The 14,813-nt window shown below is 54.4% G+C and carries 12 protein-coding genes; 6 read left to right on the top strand and 6 right to left on the bottom strand.

The window, feature by feature from the left end; genetic code table 11:
- Both ABIE64_RS05820 and amaB read left to right on the top strand, forming a co-directional pair.
- Positions 1 to 1,344 (top strand): aspartate aminotransferase family protein, encoded by a 1,344-nt coding sequence (locus ABIE64_RS05820; RefSeq protein ID WP_354376871.1) that lies wholly within the window; start codon positions 1 to 3, stop codon positions 1,342 to 1,344.
- A 34-nt stretch (positions 1,345 to 1,378) separates the two neighbouring features.
- Positions 1,379 to 2,878: an L-piperidine-6-carboxylate dehydrogenase gene (gene amaB, locus ABIE64_RS05815; protein ID WP_354376870.1), complete on the top strand. Its 1,500-nt coding sequence runs from the start codon at positions 1,379 to 1,381 to the stop codon at positions 2,876 to 2,878.
- Between the two features lie 78 nt (positions 2,879 to 2,956).
- Here amaB and ABIE64_RS05810 read toward each other — a convergent pair whose 3' ends face one another.
- Both ABIE64_RS05810 and ABIE64_RS05805 read right to left on the bottom strand, forming a co-directional pair.
- A complete protein-coding gene (locus ABIE64_RS05810) occupies positions 2,957 to 4,396 on the bottom strand; it encodes a hypothetical protein (RefSeq protein ID WP_139189986.1) in 1,440 nt (479 codons plus the stop codon).
- 278 nt (positions 4,397 to 4,674) lie between these two features.
- On the bottom strand, positions 4,675 to 5,280 hold the full coding sequence (locus ABIE64_RS05805; RefSeq protein WP_007088675.1) for a superoxide dismutase: 606 nt from the start codon (positions 5,278 to 5,280) through the stop codon (positions 4,675 to 4,677).
- Positions 5,281 to 5,376: 96 nt separating this feature from the next.
- On the opposite strand from ABIE64_RS05805, the gene ABIE64_RS05800 reads away from it, so the two are divergent.
- Complete coding sequence (locus ABIE64_RS05800) at positions 5,377 to 5,676, top strand: hypothetical protein (RefSeq protein ID WP_063092434.1); 300 nt, start codon at positions 5,377 to 5,379, stop codon at positions 5,674 to 5,676.
- Here ABIE64_RS05800 and ABIE64_RS05795 read toward each other — a convergent pair.
- Together ABIE64_RS05795 and ABIE64_RS05790 are read right to left on the bottom strand one after the other, a co-directional pair.
- Positions 5,664 to 5,969, bottom strand: coding sequence for a hypothetical protein (locus tag ABIE64_RS05795; RefSeq protein ID WP_051682147.1), 306 nt, complete (start codon positions 5,967 to 5,969; stop codon positions 5,664 to 5,666). The genes ABIE64_RS05800 and ABIE64_RS05795 overlap by 13 nt on opposite strands.
- A gap of 187 nt (positions 5,970 to 6,156) precedes the next feature.
- The gene (locus ABIE64_RS05790) at positions 6,157 to 8,535 is read right to left on the bottom strand and encodes a Tex family protein (RefSeq protein ID WP_063092435.1); all 2,379 of its coding nucleotides are present in this window, start codon (positions 8,533 to 8,535) and stop codon (positions 6,157 to 6,159) included.
- Between the two features lie 248 nt (positions 8,536 to 8,783).
- Between ABIE64_RS05790 and ABIE64_RS05785 the strand changes: the two genes are divergently transcribed.
- Positions 8,784 to 9,044, top strand: a complete 261-nt coding sequence (locus tag ABIE64_RS05785; protein ID WP_007088679.1) for a DUF1674 domain-containing protein — start codon at positions 8,784 to 8,786, stop codon at positions 9,042 to 9,044.
- 113 nt (positions 9,045 to 9,157) lie between these two features.
- On the opposite strand, the gene rpe is transcribed toward ABIE64_RS05785, so the two are convergent.
- Positions 9,158 to 9,826 carry a ribulose-phosphate 3-epimerase gene (gene rpe, locus ABIE64_RS05780; protein ID WP_040061298.1) on the bottom strand — a complete coding sequence of 223 codons (669 nt, stop codon included), beginning with the start codon at positions 9,824 to 9,826 and terminating at the stop codon, positions 9,158 to 9,160.
- 126 nt (positions 9,827 to 9,952) lie between these two features.
- The gene (locus tag ABIE64_RS05775) at positions 9,953 to 11,302 is read right to left on the bottom strand and encodes an RsmB/NOP family class I SAM-dependent RNA methyltransferase (protein WP_063092436.1); all 1,350 of its coding nucleotides are present in this window, start codon (positions 11,300 to 11,302) and stop codon (positions 9,953 to 9,955) included.
- Between the two features lie 189 nt (positions 11,303 to 11,491).
- On the opposite strand from ABIE64_RS05775, the gene ABIE64_RS05770 reads away from it, so the two are divergent.
- On the top strand, positions 11,492 to 12,511 hold the full coding sequence (locus ABIE64_RS05770) for an MraY family glycosyltransferase (protein ID WP_063092437.1): 1,020 nt from the start codon (positions 11,492 to 11,494) through the stop codon (positions 12,509 to 12,511).
- 117 nt (positions 12,512 to 12,628) lie between these two features.
- Entirely contained in the window at positions 12,629 to 14,587 is a 1,959-nt protein-coding gene (locus ABIE64_RS05765; RefSeq protein WP_063092438.1) for a polysaccharide biosynthesis protein, read from the top strand.
- Positions 14,588 to 14,813 lie beyond the last annotated feature (226 nt).

The following is a 14,813-nucleotide window of genomic DNA, read 5'->3' as shown; positions in this document are numbered from 1 at the left end:
ATGCCCCGTGACGATATGACAAACCAGACATCTGATGCCGTGATGGACGCTGCCACCGTCACGGCACGCCAGAAACACAGTGTTTCAAATGGTATTCGTACTCTGCACCCGATTTATCTCGACCGGGCGCTTAATTCCGAAGCCTGGGATATCGACGGCAATCGTTATATCGATTTCATCGGCGGGATCGGGGTATTGAATACCGGCCATCGCAATCCGGTCGTCATGGCCCGTGTGGCCGAGCAATGCGAACGCTTTACCCATTCGTGCTTTAACGCGTTGCCTCATGAACCTTATGTCGCGGTAACCGATTGGCTGGCGCAAAACTGCCCGATTGAAGGTCCGGCAAAATCGATGCTGACCAATTCCGGTGCCGAGGCGATGGAAAATGCCCTGAAACTTGCGCGTGCCTTTACCGGCCGGACCGGTGTTATTGCTTTCGAAGGAGCGTTTCATGGCCGGACCCTTGCGACTCTTGCGCTGACGGGCAAAACCAAACCCTATAAGACCGGGCTTGGGCCGCTTCCGGGGCCGGTTTATCATTTGCCATATCCCTGCCGTGAAACCGGTGTATCGGTGGCCGATGCAATGGACGCAATTGCCAAATTATTTGCCGTATCGGTCGATCCGGGCAGTATCGGTGCCGTGGTGATCGAACCCGTGCAGGGGGAGGGCGGTTTTCGGGCGTGCGACGCGGCCTTTCTTGTCGAACTGCGCCGTCTTTGCGATGCCAATGGCATGGTTCTGATTGCTGATGAAATCCAGTCGGGCTTTGGCCGGACGGGTAAGATGTTTGCCATCGAACATGCCAATGTCTGCCCCGACATCCTCGTGATGGGTAAGGGTATTGGCGGTGGTTTCCCGCTGGCGGCGATCACGGGGGCGGAGGATGTGATGAATGCCCTGCTGCCCGGTGGTCTGGGCGGGACCTATTCCGGTAATCCGGTGGCCTGTGCGGCGGCAACCGGTGTGTTCGATGTGCTGGAAACAGACGGCATTCTGAACCGTGCCAAGCAGCTTGGCGAAAAATATGCCACCCATATTTCCTGGCTGCGCGATTTGCCCGGTGGGCATGTGATTGGTGCAATGCGGGGTATTGGCGCGATGCGCGCCTTCGAACTGATCGCAGATGACGGGGCACCGTCGCCGAAACGTCTGCAAACATTATTGCAACTGGCCCGTGCGAGCGGGCTATTGTTGATGCCAAGTGGTGAACACGCCAATGTGGTGCGCCTTCTGGCCCCGCTGACCATTCCATTCGAACAGGTCGATGAAGCCTTTGCCATCATCGGCAAGTTGCTGCCAAAGCTGGCGGCGGTATCGGATGCGGATGACCGGTCGTGATTGCCGTAAAACTCAAAAAGAAGGGAGCTTAACCGTGAGTTTCAAAAACATTCTGACTGAACTGGGCCTTTCCGAGGCCGAGATTTCCAATGGTACGCTTAAGGTTCAGACCCCGGTTGACGGTTCTGAAATTGCGGCTGTTGCCGAAACCGATCCGTCGGAAATGAACGACATCATTGCGCGTTCGAAAAAGGCATTTGTCCAGTGGCGTCAGGTGCCCGGCCCGCGCCGTGGTGAACTGGCCCGTCTTCTGGGTGAAGAACTGCGCGCGGCCAAGGAACCGCTGGGGCGTCTGGTGTCGCTGGAATGCGGCAAGATATATCAGGAAGGTCTTGGCGAAGTTCAGGAAATGATCGATATCTGCGATTTCGCCGTTGGCCTGTCCCGTCAGCTTTACGGTTTGACCATCGCGTCCGAACGTCCGGGCCATAAAATGATGGAAAACTGGCATCCGTTGGGTGTTGTTGGCGTCATTTCCGCGTTTAACTTCCCGGTTGCCGTCTGGTCATGGAACACAGCCCTTGCATTGGTTTGCGGCAACTCGGTGATCTGGAAGCCGTCGGAAAAAACCCCGGTTGTGGCGCTTGCCTGCCAGAAAATCTTTGAAAAGGCATTGGCGAAATTCGGTGATGCGCCGGAAGGCCTGCATCAGGTGGTGATCGGTGATCGCAGCATTGGCGAAGCCCTTACCGACAGCCATGATGTCGCACTTGTTTCGGCAACCGGTTCAACCCGTATGGGCCGCGAAGTTGCACCGCGTGTGGCGGAACGTTTTGGCCGGACCATCCTGGAACTGGGGGGCAACAATGCGATGATCGTGACCCCGTCTGCCGACCTTGATATGACCGTGCGAGCGGTGGTCTTCTCGGCGGTTGGGACATGTGGTCAGCGTTGCACATCCTTGCGTCGCGTGATTGTCCACAAAGACGTCAAAGACGAATTGCTGCCGAAAATCGTTGCTGCCTACAAGTCTGTCAAAATCGGTGATCCGCTTGCCGATGGCACGCTTGTCGGTCCGCTGATTGACGAGGACAGCTTTAACAACATGCAGACCGCGCTTTCCAATGCCAAGAAAGACGGCGGTAAAGTGCATGGCGGTGAACGCGTGTTGGCCGATCAGTATCCGAATGCCTATTACGTCACCCCGGCGGTTGTTGAAATGCCGTCCCAGACCGAAACCGTGCGCCACGAGACCTTTGCGCCGATCCTGTATGTCATGACCTATGAAACGCTTGAAGAAGCCATTGCGCTTCAGAACGGTGTGCCACAGGGCCTGTCATCCTGCATATTCTCGACCGATCTGCGTGAAACCGAACTGTTCCTGTCAGCCGTTGGTTCGGATTGCGGTATCGCCAACGTCAATATCGGCCCGTCGGGTGCGGAAATCGGCGGTGCTTTTGGCGGCGAAAAAGAAACCGGTGGCGGTCGTGAATCGGGTTCGGACGCATGGAAAGGCTATATGCGCCGTGCGACCAACACGATCAACTATTCCCGCGAACTGCCGCTGGCGCAGGGTATCAAGTTCGATATCTGATCTCGTCGGATAATTTACGATGATAAAAGGAGTCCCGCTGAGTGCTTGCAGGGCTCCTTTTTCATATTTTCCGCTGTGTTACTGTTGGTCGGCAATAGTCCAGGAGAAGTCAGTTTTCATGACGCCTTTGAACTCTGATCCGCCAAAATCAATCAGTTTGTCATAGTTTGACGGATAGCTGGGTGGGTTTTCTGTGCCTTGTGCCGCAACATTGGCAGAGCCATGACAGCTTACGCAGTTTGACTGGATACCATCGGGGATTCCGGGGCTTGTTTCCAGATACGGGTTATAGCAAAGGTTCATGGTTGCACCGCGATCATAGCTTTGATCATAGGCAGTACACATTGCATAGCTTGACCAAGGCGCGCCGAGTGAAGATGGTTGACCCTCAAGGCTGCCTGGACTGTTGGTTTCAAAAGACGGATCCCCCTGCCAGTAGAATGTCTGCCAGGTCCAGGAATCGGTTTCCTTGCTGTTGACATGCATAGCCATAAGCGCACCGAAGTCGCCTGCCTTAATGTCTGGTTGTCCTTCGAATGCGGCTGCTTCCAGTGCGGTCAGGCTTTGCACAAACACCATACCAATCGGAGCATAAAGATAGCTTGCGCATTGCAAGCCCGGTGCGGCATAGGCACCATTTTGTTCATTTGCCGTGGCTACGCGCATACCGGTTGTCGCTGTATTTTCTGCATCAATGATGACACAGGTTTTCCATGTTTCCGGTACGGGATTGGTTGTATTTGTTGTGGCCGATGAACTGGTTCCCTGCCAATAGGGCATGATGGATGTGCCCTTGCTTTTCAGGGCGTAATATACCGGTTTGGTCTCTATCGCTCGGGCATCGAAGTCGAGAATCGCTTTTGCTCCAGGGGAATAGCTGGCCGGGAAATCGTTGGCATAATTGTCAATGTTGGCTTTACCCAGAATGGAATAAATGCCTTGTCCAAAGGGCACAATCTGAGGTGTATTCGCCGAAATTACCCAGGTTCTGTTAAATCGTTCTGTCTCCAATGTATACACAATCTCGGGGGCGGCGGCAGTGTCGGCTTTGGCTTTTACTTCTGCCTTTTTTAGGTGTTTGAATTGCTTTGGTCGGCGCATGGCGGTTTCTTGCGAGAGTTCAAATAGTAATTCGCTAGCACCTGATTTGGAGAATATCGGTTTTAGCGCCTGCGTTTGGTCCGGCCAGGTGGTCCAGATTGGAACTTCGATTTCTGCAATCGTCGCGCCACCGGAACTAATGCCCGTCATTTGCGTCATCCCATTCCATAAATCCCATCCATGATCGCGGATGTTTTTTAATCCGGCAGCTGAGACGGTTGTGTCGCTTGATCCTGCATTTGTTATCCATTGCTGGATGACGTATCCAGGTGTTGGAAAATTAAAACCGGCTGGAATTACTGCAAGGGTAGGGTTTTTAGTTTGAGCGGTTGCCTGGCTCAGCATCCCGGTATTTGTGAATGCTAGAATGATTGTTACGGTGGCAGCTTCACGCAACTTTTTGAATTTTATAGGCATGGCTGATCCCTCTAAGGCGTTTATCGGGATTTAAATATAATCATAGGTTGAATAATGATCAACTAATATATAAAGGTAGATTTATGACAAAGGACGGGCTTGGTTTCCTGCTAGCAGGAGGTCCTTCATCCGTTTGACGGGGCATATTATATTGGTACTGAGGTGACCAATATACCGAGTGTGCTTGGAAAGTGACCAAAAGCTTGATGTTTGGCTCATAAAAAAAGCGGCCCGCATCAGGGCCGCTTTTAAATTCAATCTCAAAGCTTTGGGTCTAATCAGCCAGCTTTGGAGAAACGTTCTGCAACATATTCCCAGTTCACCAGGTCGTTGATGAACGCTTTGACATAGTCCGGGCGCGCGTTGCGGTAATCGATGTAGTAGGAGTGTTCCCAGACATCGCAACCGAGCAGCGGGGTCTGACCGTGGACCAGCGGGTTTTCCGCATTCGGGGTTTTGGTCACGACCAGCTTGCCGGATTTATCAAGTGCCAGCCAGCACCAGCCAGAACCGAACTGGGTCACGCCAGCCTGAATGAAGGCTTCCTTGAAGGCATCGACAGAGCCGAAATCTTCAACGATTTTCTTTTCCAGTTCGCCCGGAATGTTGCCGCCGCCATTTTTCTTCATCATCTGCCAGAACTCGATATGGTTCCAGTGCTGGGCAGCGTTGTTGAACAGGCCGGCTTTGGATGCATCGCCATAGGATGCAACAACGATTTCTTCGAGCGACTTGCCTTCAAGGCCGGAACCTTCGAGCAGCTTGTTGCCGTTCACAACATAGGCGTTGTGGTGTTTGTCATGGTGAAACTCAAGGGTTTCAGCCGACATGACCGGTGCAAGCGCGTCATAGGCATAGGGGAGTGCAGGGAGTTCAAGAGCCATGATACAGATCCTCGACTTTCGTTATTGGTTTGTGCGGTCAGCACAGGGCTTCCGCAACATATCCCCATTACCACCTGCCGTAAAAGTGAAAATCCCATGCAACCTGTTGGAAAACTTGTTGCTATGGATGATCACTGTCTTTTGGCTGGTTTGGAAACGGGCATGATGGAAAACCTCGTGGTCTTAATCCTCGGCCTTTATCTAGGACAAAGGAAGCAGCGCGCAATGCCTTGGACGGCTTTGCGATATTTCATACCCTTTAAACAAGCTGAGGCGCGCATCGTTCCATGGATGCGAAAATATTTTGAATTCTGCGAATGTCTGCCCGACAGGCTTCTGTTATCGGGCGTCATGTACCCCGAGCCGGATAACCGGTCAGCCCGCTATTCCTTATAAAGGCTGACCATGTTCTGAATATCGGTGCCATTGCGGATCATCACGTCATATTCCCCCTTTTGCAGGCGGGAAATATCGATACGGCACGGAAAAGAGCCGCAATCTTTGTTCAGCGCAATCGATCCGTCCTGAAAGGACAGGATGACTTCGCCTTTCGGCTGATCAGCATGGATGGTGACACTGTCGGTGGTCGCTTTCGGTGCGACGCGGATTGCAGCCAGTGCGGCTGTCGTCACTGTCAAAACTCCGACGAGGGCGATTACAACCGGCTTGCTGCGCAAAGATCTAAACATGTTGTTTCCTCGCGCTTCTTTTTGGTGAAGTAAAGATGCGCGGTGAAGACGGGAAAATGGCGGCGCAAATGCGGCATTTCCGTGCCGAATGTTTCGATTTTCCATCGGTCACAGGTAAAAAGCCCCCTGAACAAAAGGTTAGGGGGCTTTCTACAATCAGATCGTGCGCGAAATTTTTATGAAATTATTACTTTCGGCGTTCCATCGCGGCCTTGAGTGCGGCGGCCATCGCACCACCGTCATTTCCGGCACTGCCTTGATTGTTACGCGGACTGCTTTGATAATTTCCGCCGTGCTGGTTGTTTCGCCCGGTGTTGCCGCGGGCCTGATGGCCGGGATTGCTTTGATTGCCACGGGACTCGGTACGCTTTTCACGGGTGCCTTCATAGTCCGGTGCTGATTTCATCGACAGGCCGATACGTTTGCGCGGAGCATCGACTTCCATGACGGTAACCGACACGATCTGGCCTGCCTTGACGACTTCACGCGGGTCGGAAACGAATTTGTCGGCCAGTTGTGAAATATGCACCAACCCGTCCTGGTGGACACCGATATCCACGAACGCCCCGAAATTGGTGACGTTGGTGACGGTACCTTCAAGCTTCATACCGGTTTTAAGGTCCTTGATCTCGTTCACACCATCGGTGAATTTCGCGGTTTTGAATTCCGGGCGCGGATCGCGGCCGGGTTTATCAAGCTCGGCCAGAATGTCGCGGATCGTCGGAACCCCGAACACATCATCGGCATAGTCATCCGGGCGCAGGGTTTTGATGAAGGGCGAGTCGCCAATCAGCTCTGCCAGCGGTTTGTTGGAACGCGTGCTGATACGTTCCACCAGTTTATAGGCCTCCGGGTGAACGGCCGATGCATCCAGCGGGTTTTCACCGCCGCGGATGCGCAAAAATCCCGCACATTGTTCGAACGCTTTGGGGCCCAGACGTTCGACCTTGCGCAAGTCCGCACGCGACCGGAACGCGCCATTGATATCGCGATAACCGACAATATTGCGCGCCAGTGTTTCCGAAAGTCCGGCAACACGGGTCAGAAGCGGAATAGACGCGGTATTAAGGTCAACCCCCACGCCGTTTACGCAATCCTCGACCACGGCATCGAGCGATTTGGCCAGTTTGGTTTCCGATACGTCGTGCTGATACTGCCCGACACCAATGGATTTTGGTTCGATCTTCACCAGTTCCGCCAACGGGTCCTGCAGGCGGCGGGCGATGGATACCGCGCCACGCAGCGACACATCCAGATCGGGGAATTCTTCGGCGGCAAATTGTGACGCGGAATAAATCGATGCGCCGGATTCGTTGACGATGACCTTGGTCGCCTTAAGGGCCGGGAAGCGTTTGAGTAACTGACCGGCAAGCTCATCGGTTTCACGCGAATAGGTGCCATTGCCAATCGCGATCAGTTCGATCTTGTGGCGGGCGGCAAGGGCCGCCAGTGTATTCAGCGCCCCTTCGACGTCATTGCGTGGCTGGAACGGGTAAACGGTTGCGGTATCAACCATCTTGCCGGTGGCATCGATCACGGCAACCTTGACACCGGTACGCACCCCCGGATCAAGACCCATGGTGGCCTTCTGCCCGGCCGGTGCGGCCAGCAGCAGGTCCTTGAGGTTATCGGCAAACACCTTGATCGCGTCTTCTTCGGCGCTGTCACGAAGGGTGCCGAACAAATCAAGTTCGATGGATAGCGACAGTTTGACCCGCCAGGTCCAGCGAACCGTATCCACCAGCCATTTGTCTGCGGCACGGCCACGGTCGGCAATCCCGACATGGGCGGAAATCATGATCTCGGCCCGGCCCTGCTCGGTGCGCGGGCGGTCTTCGTCGGCGGCCCCCAGGGTCAGTTTAAGTTGCAGGATGTTTTCGTTGCGTCCCCTGAACAGGGCCAGTGCGCGATGCGACGGGCAGGTTTTGATTTTTTCGGAATGTTCGAAATAGTCGGAAAACTTGGCACCTTCAGCCTGTTTGCCATCGATCACGCTGGCACTGATTTCGCCATCATTCCACAAAAGGTCGCGCAGCTTGGCGACCAGATCGGCATCCTCGGCAAAGCGTTCCATCAGGATCTGACGCGCACCATCAAGGGCGGCCTTGGTATCTTCGACGCCTTTTTCAGCATCGACATATTTTGCGGCCTCTGTTTCCGGATCAAGGTTCGGATTGCCGTACAGATCATCCGCCAGCGGCTCCAGCCCGGCTTCGCGAGCGATCTGGGCCTTGGTGCGGCGCTTTTTCTTGTAGGGCAGGTACAAATCTTCAAGGCGGGTTTTGGTGTCGGCCTCGTTGATGGCCTTTTCAAGTTCCGGCGTCAGCTTTTCCTGTTCGCGGATGCTTTCAAGCACGCTTGAACGGCGTTCTTCCAGTTCGGTCAGATAGCGCAGGCGTTCTTCCAGCGTACGAAGTTGGGTATCATCAAGGCCGCCGGTTTTTTCTTTGCGGTAGCGCGCAATGAATGGAACGGTGGAGCCCTCATTGAGCATCTCGATGGTGGCAATGACCTGTTCCGGCCGGCATGAAAGTTCTTCGGCGATACGCTGGGGAATTGGACGCATGGTTTCTCCTTGGTTTGCTCGTCTGCCTGAAATAGCGGCTTTCGTGCAGGGGGGAAAGAGCCAGTTTCGGATAAATGGCTGTCTGCATATTTGATGGATTTTCTCGTTGAAATCCCAAGCTGCTGAAATCGAACGGATTTTGGAAATCCTGCCAGATATTGCTGCCCTATAACTTGCCCCGACGGTGCAGGCGGGCTATTTCTGGGATAACAGTTCCATCGGGCAGTCCCGACAACCGGAGAATAAGGATGGCCGGAAAGTTCCGCGAAACCGTCATTCACGAGGTGCCAAAAGAAAAGGCAGAACCGAAAACCTCGGAAGAAAAGAATGAAGCCATTGCCGGTGCAGACATGGCACCTGTTCTGTCACAGGATGCAATCAATGCGCTGGCCGAAGCCAAGGCCGCTAAGGAAGCTGCTGCAAAACAGCGCGAAATCGGCGGGCCCAAAGGCCCCGAGCCGACCCGATTTGGTGATTGGGAAAACAAGGGCCGTTGCATCGATTTTTGATGTTGCAGCCATTCCCGGAATTGACTTCAGGTGATACATATATGAATAGGGTCGGGAATTTTTGCGCCGACCCTATTCATTTCTGAATTGCCAGATAAAGCAGTCCGCCGGGCTCAGTTGCCGCGAATGGCTTTGATGTTGTTGGCGTATTCGGATGGGCCGCCTTTGAAGGTCGCGGAACCGGCGACCAGAACGTTTGCCCCGGCTTCGATCACCTTGGGCGCGATTTCCGGGTTTACGCCACCATCGACTTCAAGGTCGATATCGCGTCCGGTCGCGTCGATCATCTTGCGGATGCGTTTGATTTTTTCAAGCTGGCTTGGAATGAATTTCTGGCCGCCAAAGCCGGGGTTGACGGTCATGACCAGAACAAGGTCAACCATGTCCATGACATATTCGATGACGCTTTCCGGCGTTGACGGGTTCAGCGACACCCCGGCTTTTTTGCCCAGCGACTTGATCAGCTGCAGCGAACGATGCAGGTGCGGGCCTGCTTCGGCATGGATGGTGATGATGTCGGATCCGGCATTGGCGAAGGCTTCGATATAGGGATCGACCGGTGCGATCATCAGGTGAACGTCAAACACCTTGTCGCTATGCGGGCGCAGTGCCTTGACCACATCCGGGCCGATGGTGATGTTGGGCACGTAATGACCATCCATGACATCGATATGGATGTAGTCTGCGCCAGCGGCATCAACCGCGCGGACGTCAACACCCAGCTGGGCGAAATCGGCGGAAAGGATCGAAGGTGCGATTTTAATGGCGTTTGATGCGGTCATGGCGCGGCAAAGGTCCTGAAGCGGGTTGGGATATGGGAATTTCGCGGTTCTCATACCCCAAAAACGCGGTCCTGTCACCCAAGCGGGGCGAATGGCTGTCTTGATCTGTATCGTTTAAGATACCAATCAGGATTTCTTGACCAGACGTGCGCAGAAGAAACCATCGATCCCGCCATATTCCTGCATATGTAGCGGCAGGATGCGCAATTCACCGGCATCGTTGATGGCCTCACTCCAACCGCCCAGTTCGTCGGCGGTAATCGGCTTGCGTTCGTAATTGGGGTGGTCGGCCAGGAACGATTTGACCTGATGCTCGCCCTCTTCGGGCTGAAGCGAACAGGTGCAATAGATCAGCTCGCCACCAACATTCAGAAGCTTGTCAGCCTGATTAAGCAGCTTGGTCTGGATCGGCAAAAGTGATCGCATCAGTTTGTCGTTCTGACGCAGCAAAATATCGGGATGGCGGCGAATGGTGCCGGTTGCCGAACAAGGCGCATCAAGCAAAACCGCATCGGCACGTGGCGTATCAGGGGCCAGATCGGTGGCGTCCCCGATAACAACAGCGGCACCGAGTTCAACCCGTTCAAGGTTTTCATAGACGCGTTTCAGGCGGCCCTCGGATTTATCAACGGCAATGGCCTGTGCACCGAAAGCCGCAAGCTGCATGGTTTTTCCGCCCGGTGCAGCGCAGAGATCATAAATGGTTTTGCCCTTGTGAGCCGAAAACAGTTTGGCCGGGATGGATGCCGCCGCGTCCTGCACCCACCATTTGCCGTCTTTATAGCCCGGCAGGTTGCGGATGCGACGCCCGCCTTCAAGCCGGACCGTGCCGGTTGGAAGGACGATACCGTCCATTTTTTCCGCCCATTCGGCGGCCTCGGCCGGGTCTTTGATCGAAAGATCAAGCATGGCATAGCCAAGGCTTGCCTGTGCAATGCCCTGGGCCACGTCCGCGCCATAGGCCTTTTTCCATGATCCGCGCAGCCATGCCGGAACATTCAATTGCCAGTCTTCGACATTTTCAGGCCATTCAAAGCCGTCGCGCTGCAAGCCGCGCAAGACGGCATTGATCAGTTTGGTGTACCGATGAAGTCCTGCATCGCGCGCCAGATTAACCGTGCTGTCAACTGCACCATGATCGGCTGTATCCATGAAAAACAGCTGGGCAACACCCAGACGCAGGATATTGGTCAGTCGTGCGGCGGTGCGATCTTGTGGCGGGTGATAGCGTGGGGCGAGCATGGCATCAATTTCACCGAGATGGCGCAATGTCGTGCCGAGCAATTGACGCAAAAAATTGCGATCCAGTGACGGCAGACCAAACCCGTGTTTTGACAGAAGCTCGTCCAGTGTGACTTCCCCCCCGCGCAGCTCCTGCAGGGTTTTGAGCGCCAGCATCCGTGGATCGGGAAGATCGGCCGGTTGGCTATGGTGTGGCGCGTGGCGGTTGTCCGGACGGGCGCGGCGTTCTGTCAAAGGAATATCTCCGGTTTCGGGTTGTGGCTTGTAAGTAAGCGCCCTTTGGGGGGCTGTAAAGCACTTAGCCGCGCGATTTCTGGCATGGCTGGCCTGCTGGATATGGTTTGTCGGCTACTTAAAAGCCTTGCGATGGGGACGAGTGCCCGGTAATCCAGACGGATGATTTGAACGGAACGGGCGTTACAGATGTCTTTTGCCGCACTTGCGATTTTTTCCGGCTGCTTTCTGATCGGCTCTATGTTGCTGACCTGGGCGGTGTTGCTTTATCTGCGGCGCAAGGCGATTCTTGATATGCCCAATCATCGTTCCAGTCACGCGGTGCCAACCCCGCGCGGTGGCGGATTGGCCGTGACGCCGCTTTTGGTGTTCATGGTCGGAGCGGTTTTTTTATGGTCGGGGAATGCTGATCTGCCTCAATGGGTCATGCTCGCCGCGGCTGCGGCGCTTGGCATGTTAAGCTGGTTTGATGATCGACATGATCTGTCGCCTGCTATTCGTTTTGCCTGTCAGTTCGTTGCCGTGATCGTCGGTGTGTTCGCGATTGACAGTCCTGTCCTGCAAGGGCTGGTGCCAATGTGGCTGGATCGTGTTCTGGTGGTTCTTGCCTGGGTCTGGTTCCTTAATCTTTTCAATTTCATGGATGGGATTGACGGCATTACCGGGGTCGAAGCGGGATCCATTGGCGCGGGCGTTTTTGCTTTGGCGCTTTTGATGCCGTTGCCTGAATTCATTGATCTTGGTTATATCGGGCTTGGTATTCTGGCGATCATGGCCGGATTTCTGATCTGGAACTGGCATCCGGCGAAGCTGTTTCTGGGGGATGTCGGATCGGTGCCGCTGGGGTTTGTTCTGGGTTGGTTGCTGCTTGAACTGGCGGCACGTGGTGCGTGGATGCCAGCTTTGATCCTGCCATTATACTATCTGGTCGATGCAACCTTTACGTTGATGAAGCGCGGGCTTCGGGGGGAAAAGGTCTGGCATGCTCATCGTGAGCATTTCTATCAACAGGCGACCCAGCGTGGGATGAGCCACGCTGGGGTTTCATTCCTGATAATGCTTGCCAATCTGGCACTGATCCTTGTGGTGTTTTTGCCGACAGATGCGGACGTATCTGAACGGTTGGCAATAGCTGCGATAATTGTCGTGTTGCTGATTGCGGGAATGAAATTTTTGCCGGTTAAGACTGTCAAAACGCATTCGCCCTGATTGCCGCTCGTTCGGATAGCTTGACTTGTCACAGGCCGAACGCGAAAAGAAAAACCGTGTCCCTGCCAAAGGCTTGCGGCTAGTATGAACCACACCAGTATTCCGGTAAGGAACCGAATGTCGCGTTTATTCCAACGTAGCCAGATTGCCTTTGTCCATGATGTGACAATGGCAGCTGTTTCATTGCCCGCAGCACTTTATCTGCGCGTGGGCGATGGTGTGGTTTTTTATAATCCGCAGAACATTCTGTTTTCAGCATCAGTCTTTACCGTTATCGCCGCAGTCTCTTTCTGGTTTTTTGGCCTTTATCGCGGGATTTGGCGTTATGCGTCTTTGAACGATCTGACGCGAATTGCCAAGGCGGTAACAGTTGCCATTGGCGTATTGTTTCTTGTGTTGTTCCTGACCGCGCGGCTTGACTGGTTGCCGCGATCAACACCGATTATTCAGTGGTTCCTTTTAATGGCGCTGCTGGGGGGATCCCGGCTGATTTATCGGATCACCAAGGACAAAACCTCTGCCCGTGAAATGCTGCGGCAGGGGACGCATCGTTTGCCGGTTCTGTTGATTGGTGCAGGTGACGAGGCGGAAGCCTTCATTCGCGAAACGCGTCGTTCAGCAAATACACCGTTTGATGTTGTCGGGATTGTTTCGCTGACCGATAGCCGCGTTGGGCGCAACATGCACGGCGTTGATGTTCTTGCGACCGTAGACCGTCTTGAGGAGATCCTTGGCAAGCTCGCCAATAGCAAGCGTGGGCTGCCGCGCCGGTTGGTTCTGACCGGTGACGCACTGCGTCACGAAGATATAACGAAATGGGTCGAGATTGCTGAGCAAAGGGGCATCACCCTTGCGCGCCTGCCAAAGTTGAATGATCTGCGGGAAGGTCTTGCCGACCCACTGCAAATCCGCCCCGTAGCGATCGAGGATTTGCTGGGCCGTCCGCAGGCGCGCCTTGATCGAGACAAGGTTCGTCAAATGATTGCCGGGCATCGGGTGCTTGTGACCGGTGCCGGTGGATCAATCGGCTCGGAACTGGTGCGGCAGATTGCTGCCTATGGTCCGGAAAGTCTGACCTTGCTGGATGCGGGGGAATACAATCTTTATGCCATTGATATGGAGATGGCGGAAAAATATCCCGATCTTCCGCGTGAAAGTATTTTAGGCGATGTTCGTGATCGAACCCGGATCGATCAGGTTTTTGCAAAGCAAAAGCCGGAGATTGTTTTTCATGCCGCAGCCTACAAACATGTGCCGCTGGTTGAACATAATCCCAATGAAGGTATTCTGACCAATACGTTGGGCACCCGCAACGTTGCCGAGGCATGCCGTGCGGCCGGGGTTGGCACCATGGTTCTGATTTCAACGGACAAGGCCGTAAATCCGGCGAATGTCATGGGGGCGTCAAAACGTTTGGCGGAATGCTATTGTCAGGCGCTTGAGACGCTGCCAGCGGATCAGCGCGGCCCGACACGTTTTGTGACGGTTCGGTTTGGCAATGTGCTGGGCTCAACCGGATCCGTCGTACCCCTGTTCCGCCGCCAGCTGGAGGCCGGTGGTCCGTTGACGGTGACGCACGAAGGCATCACGCGGTACTTCATGACGATTGCCGAAGCGGTGGAACTTGTTTTGCAGGCTGCCGAACTTGGCAAGCATGGTGTCACCGATGGCGGCAAGATATTCGTTCTTGATATGGGGCGACCGGTCAAGATCATCGATCTGGCGCGTCAGATGATCCTGCTGTCGGGCCTGCGTCCGGGCAAGGATATCGATATCAAGGTAACGGGATTACGTCCCGGCGAGAAGCTTTACGAAGAATTGTTCCACGATGGTGAGCCACCAGAACCGACTGAAACCGACGGCGTTATGTTGGCGGCCCCGCGTGTTGTTGATTATGCGTTGATCAAGCAGGTGTTTGACGAGCTTGGTGAAAGTGCAGCAAGGCGTGATACGCACAAGACGCTGGAACTGATGGGGCGTCTTGTCCCCGAATTTCAGCCGCCCGAGATTGGGGTTAAATCCTTCTTTGCAGATAGCGATCCGGGAAAACTCGATCAGGCGGTTAGTGGTCAATAACCTGATATCTGTTTAAAGACGGCACGTCTGCGCAGTCTGGTCTGCGGCCATGCAACATTTCGGGGTCCACATTTTATCGTCTGCGTGATAAAGCTCCGCGCGAAACATGGTTCGGACTCATTGATCATGTGTCGGCCAGAATGAAAACCATCGGTTTTCATTCATCAGAAGGCCAGTCTTGCCCACGCGCAGCCATACGGAACGGTTTCTTTTGTGGGCCGATATA

The sequence above is a fragment of the Thalassospira sp. MBR-102 genome, assembly GCF_040549275.1.
GTDB classification, from domain to species: domain Bacteria; phylum Pseudomonadota; class Alphaproteobacteria; order Rhodospirillales; family Thalassospiraceae; genus Thalassospira; species Thalassospira xiamenensis.
The sequence above is the reverse complement of the archived record's forward strand: the minus strand, read 5'-3'. Positions and strand labels throughout refer to the sequence as shown.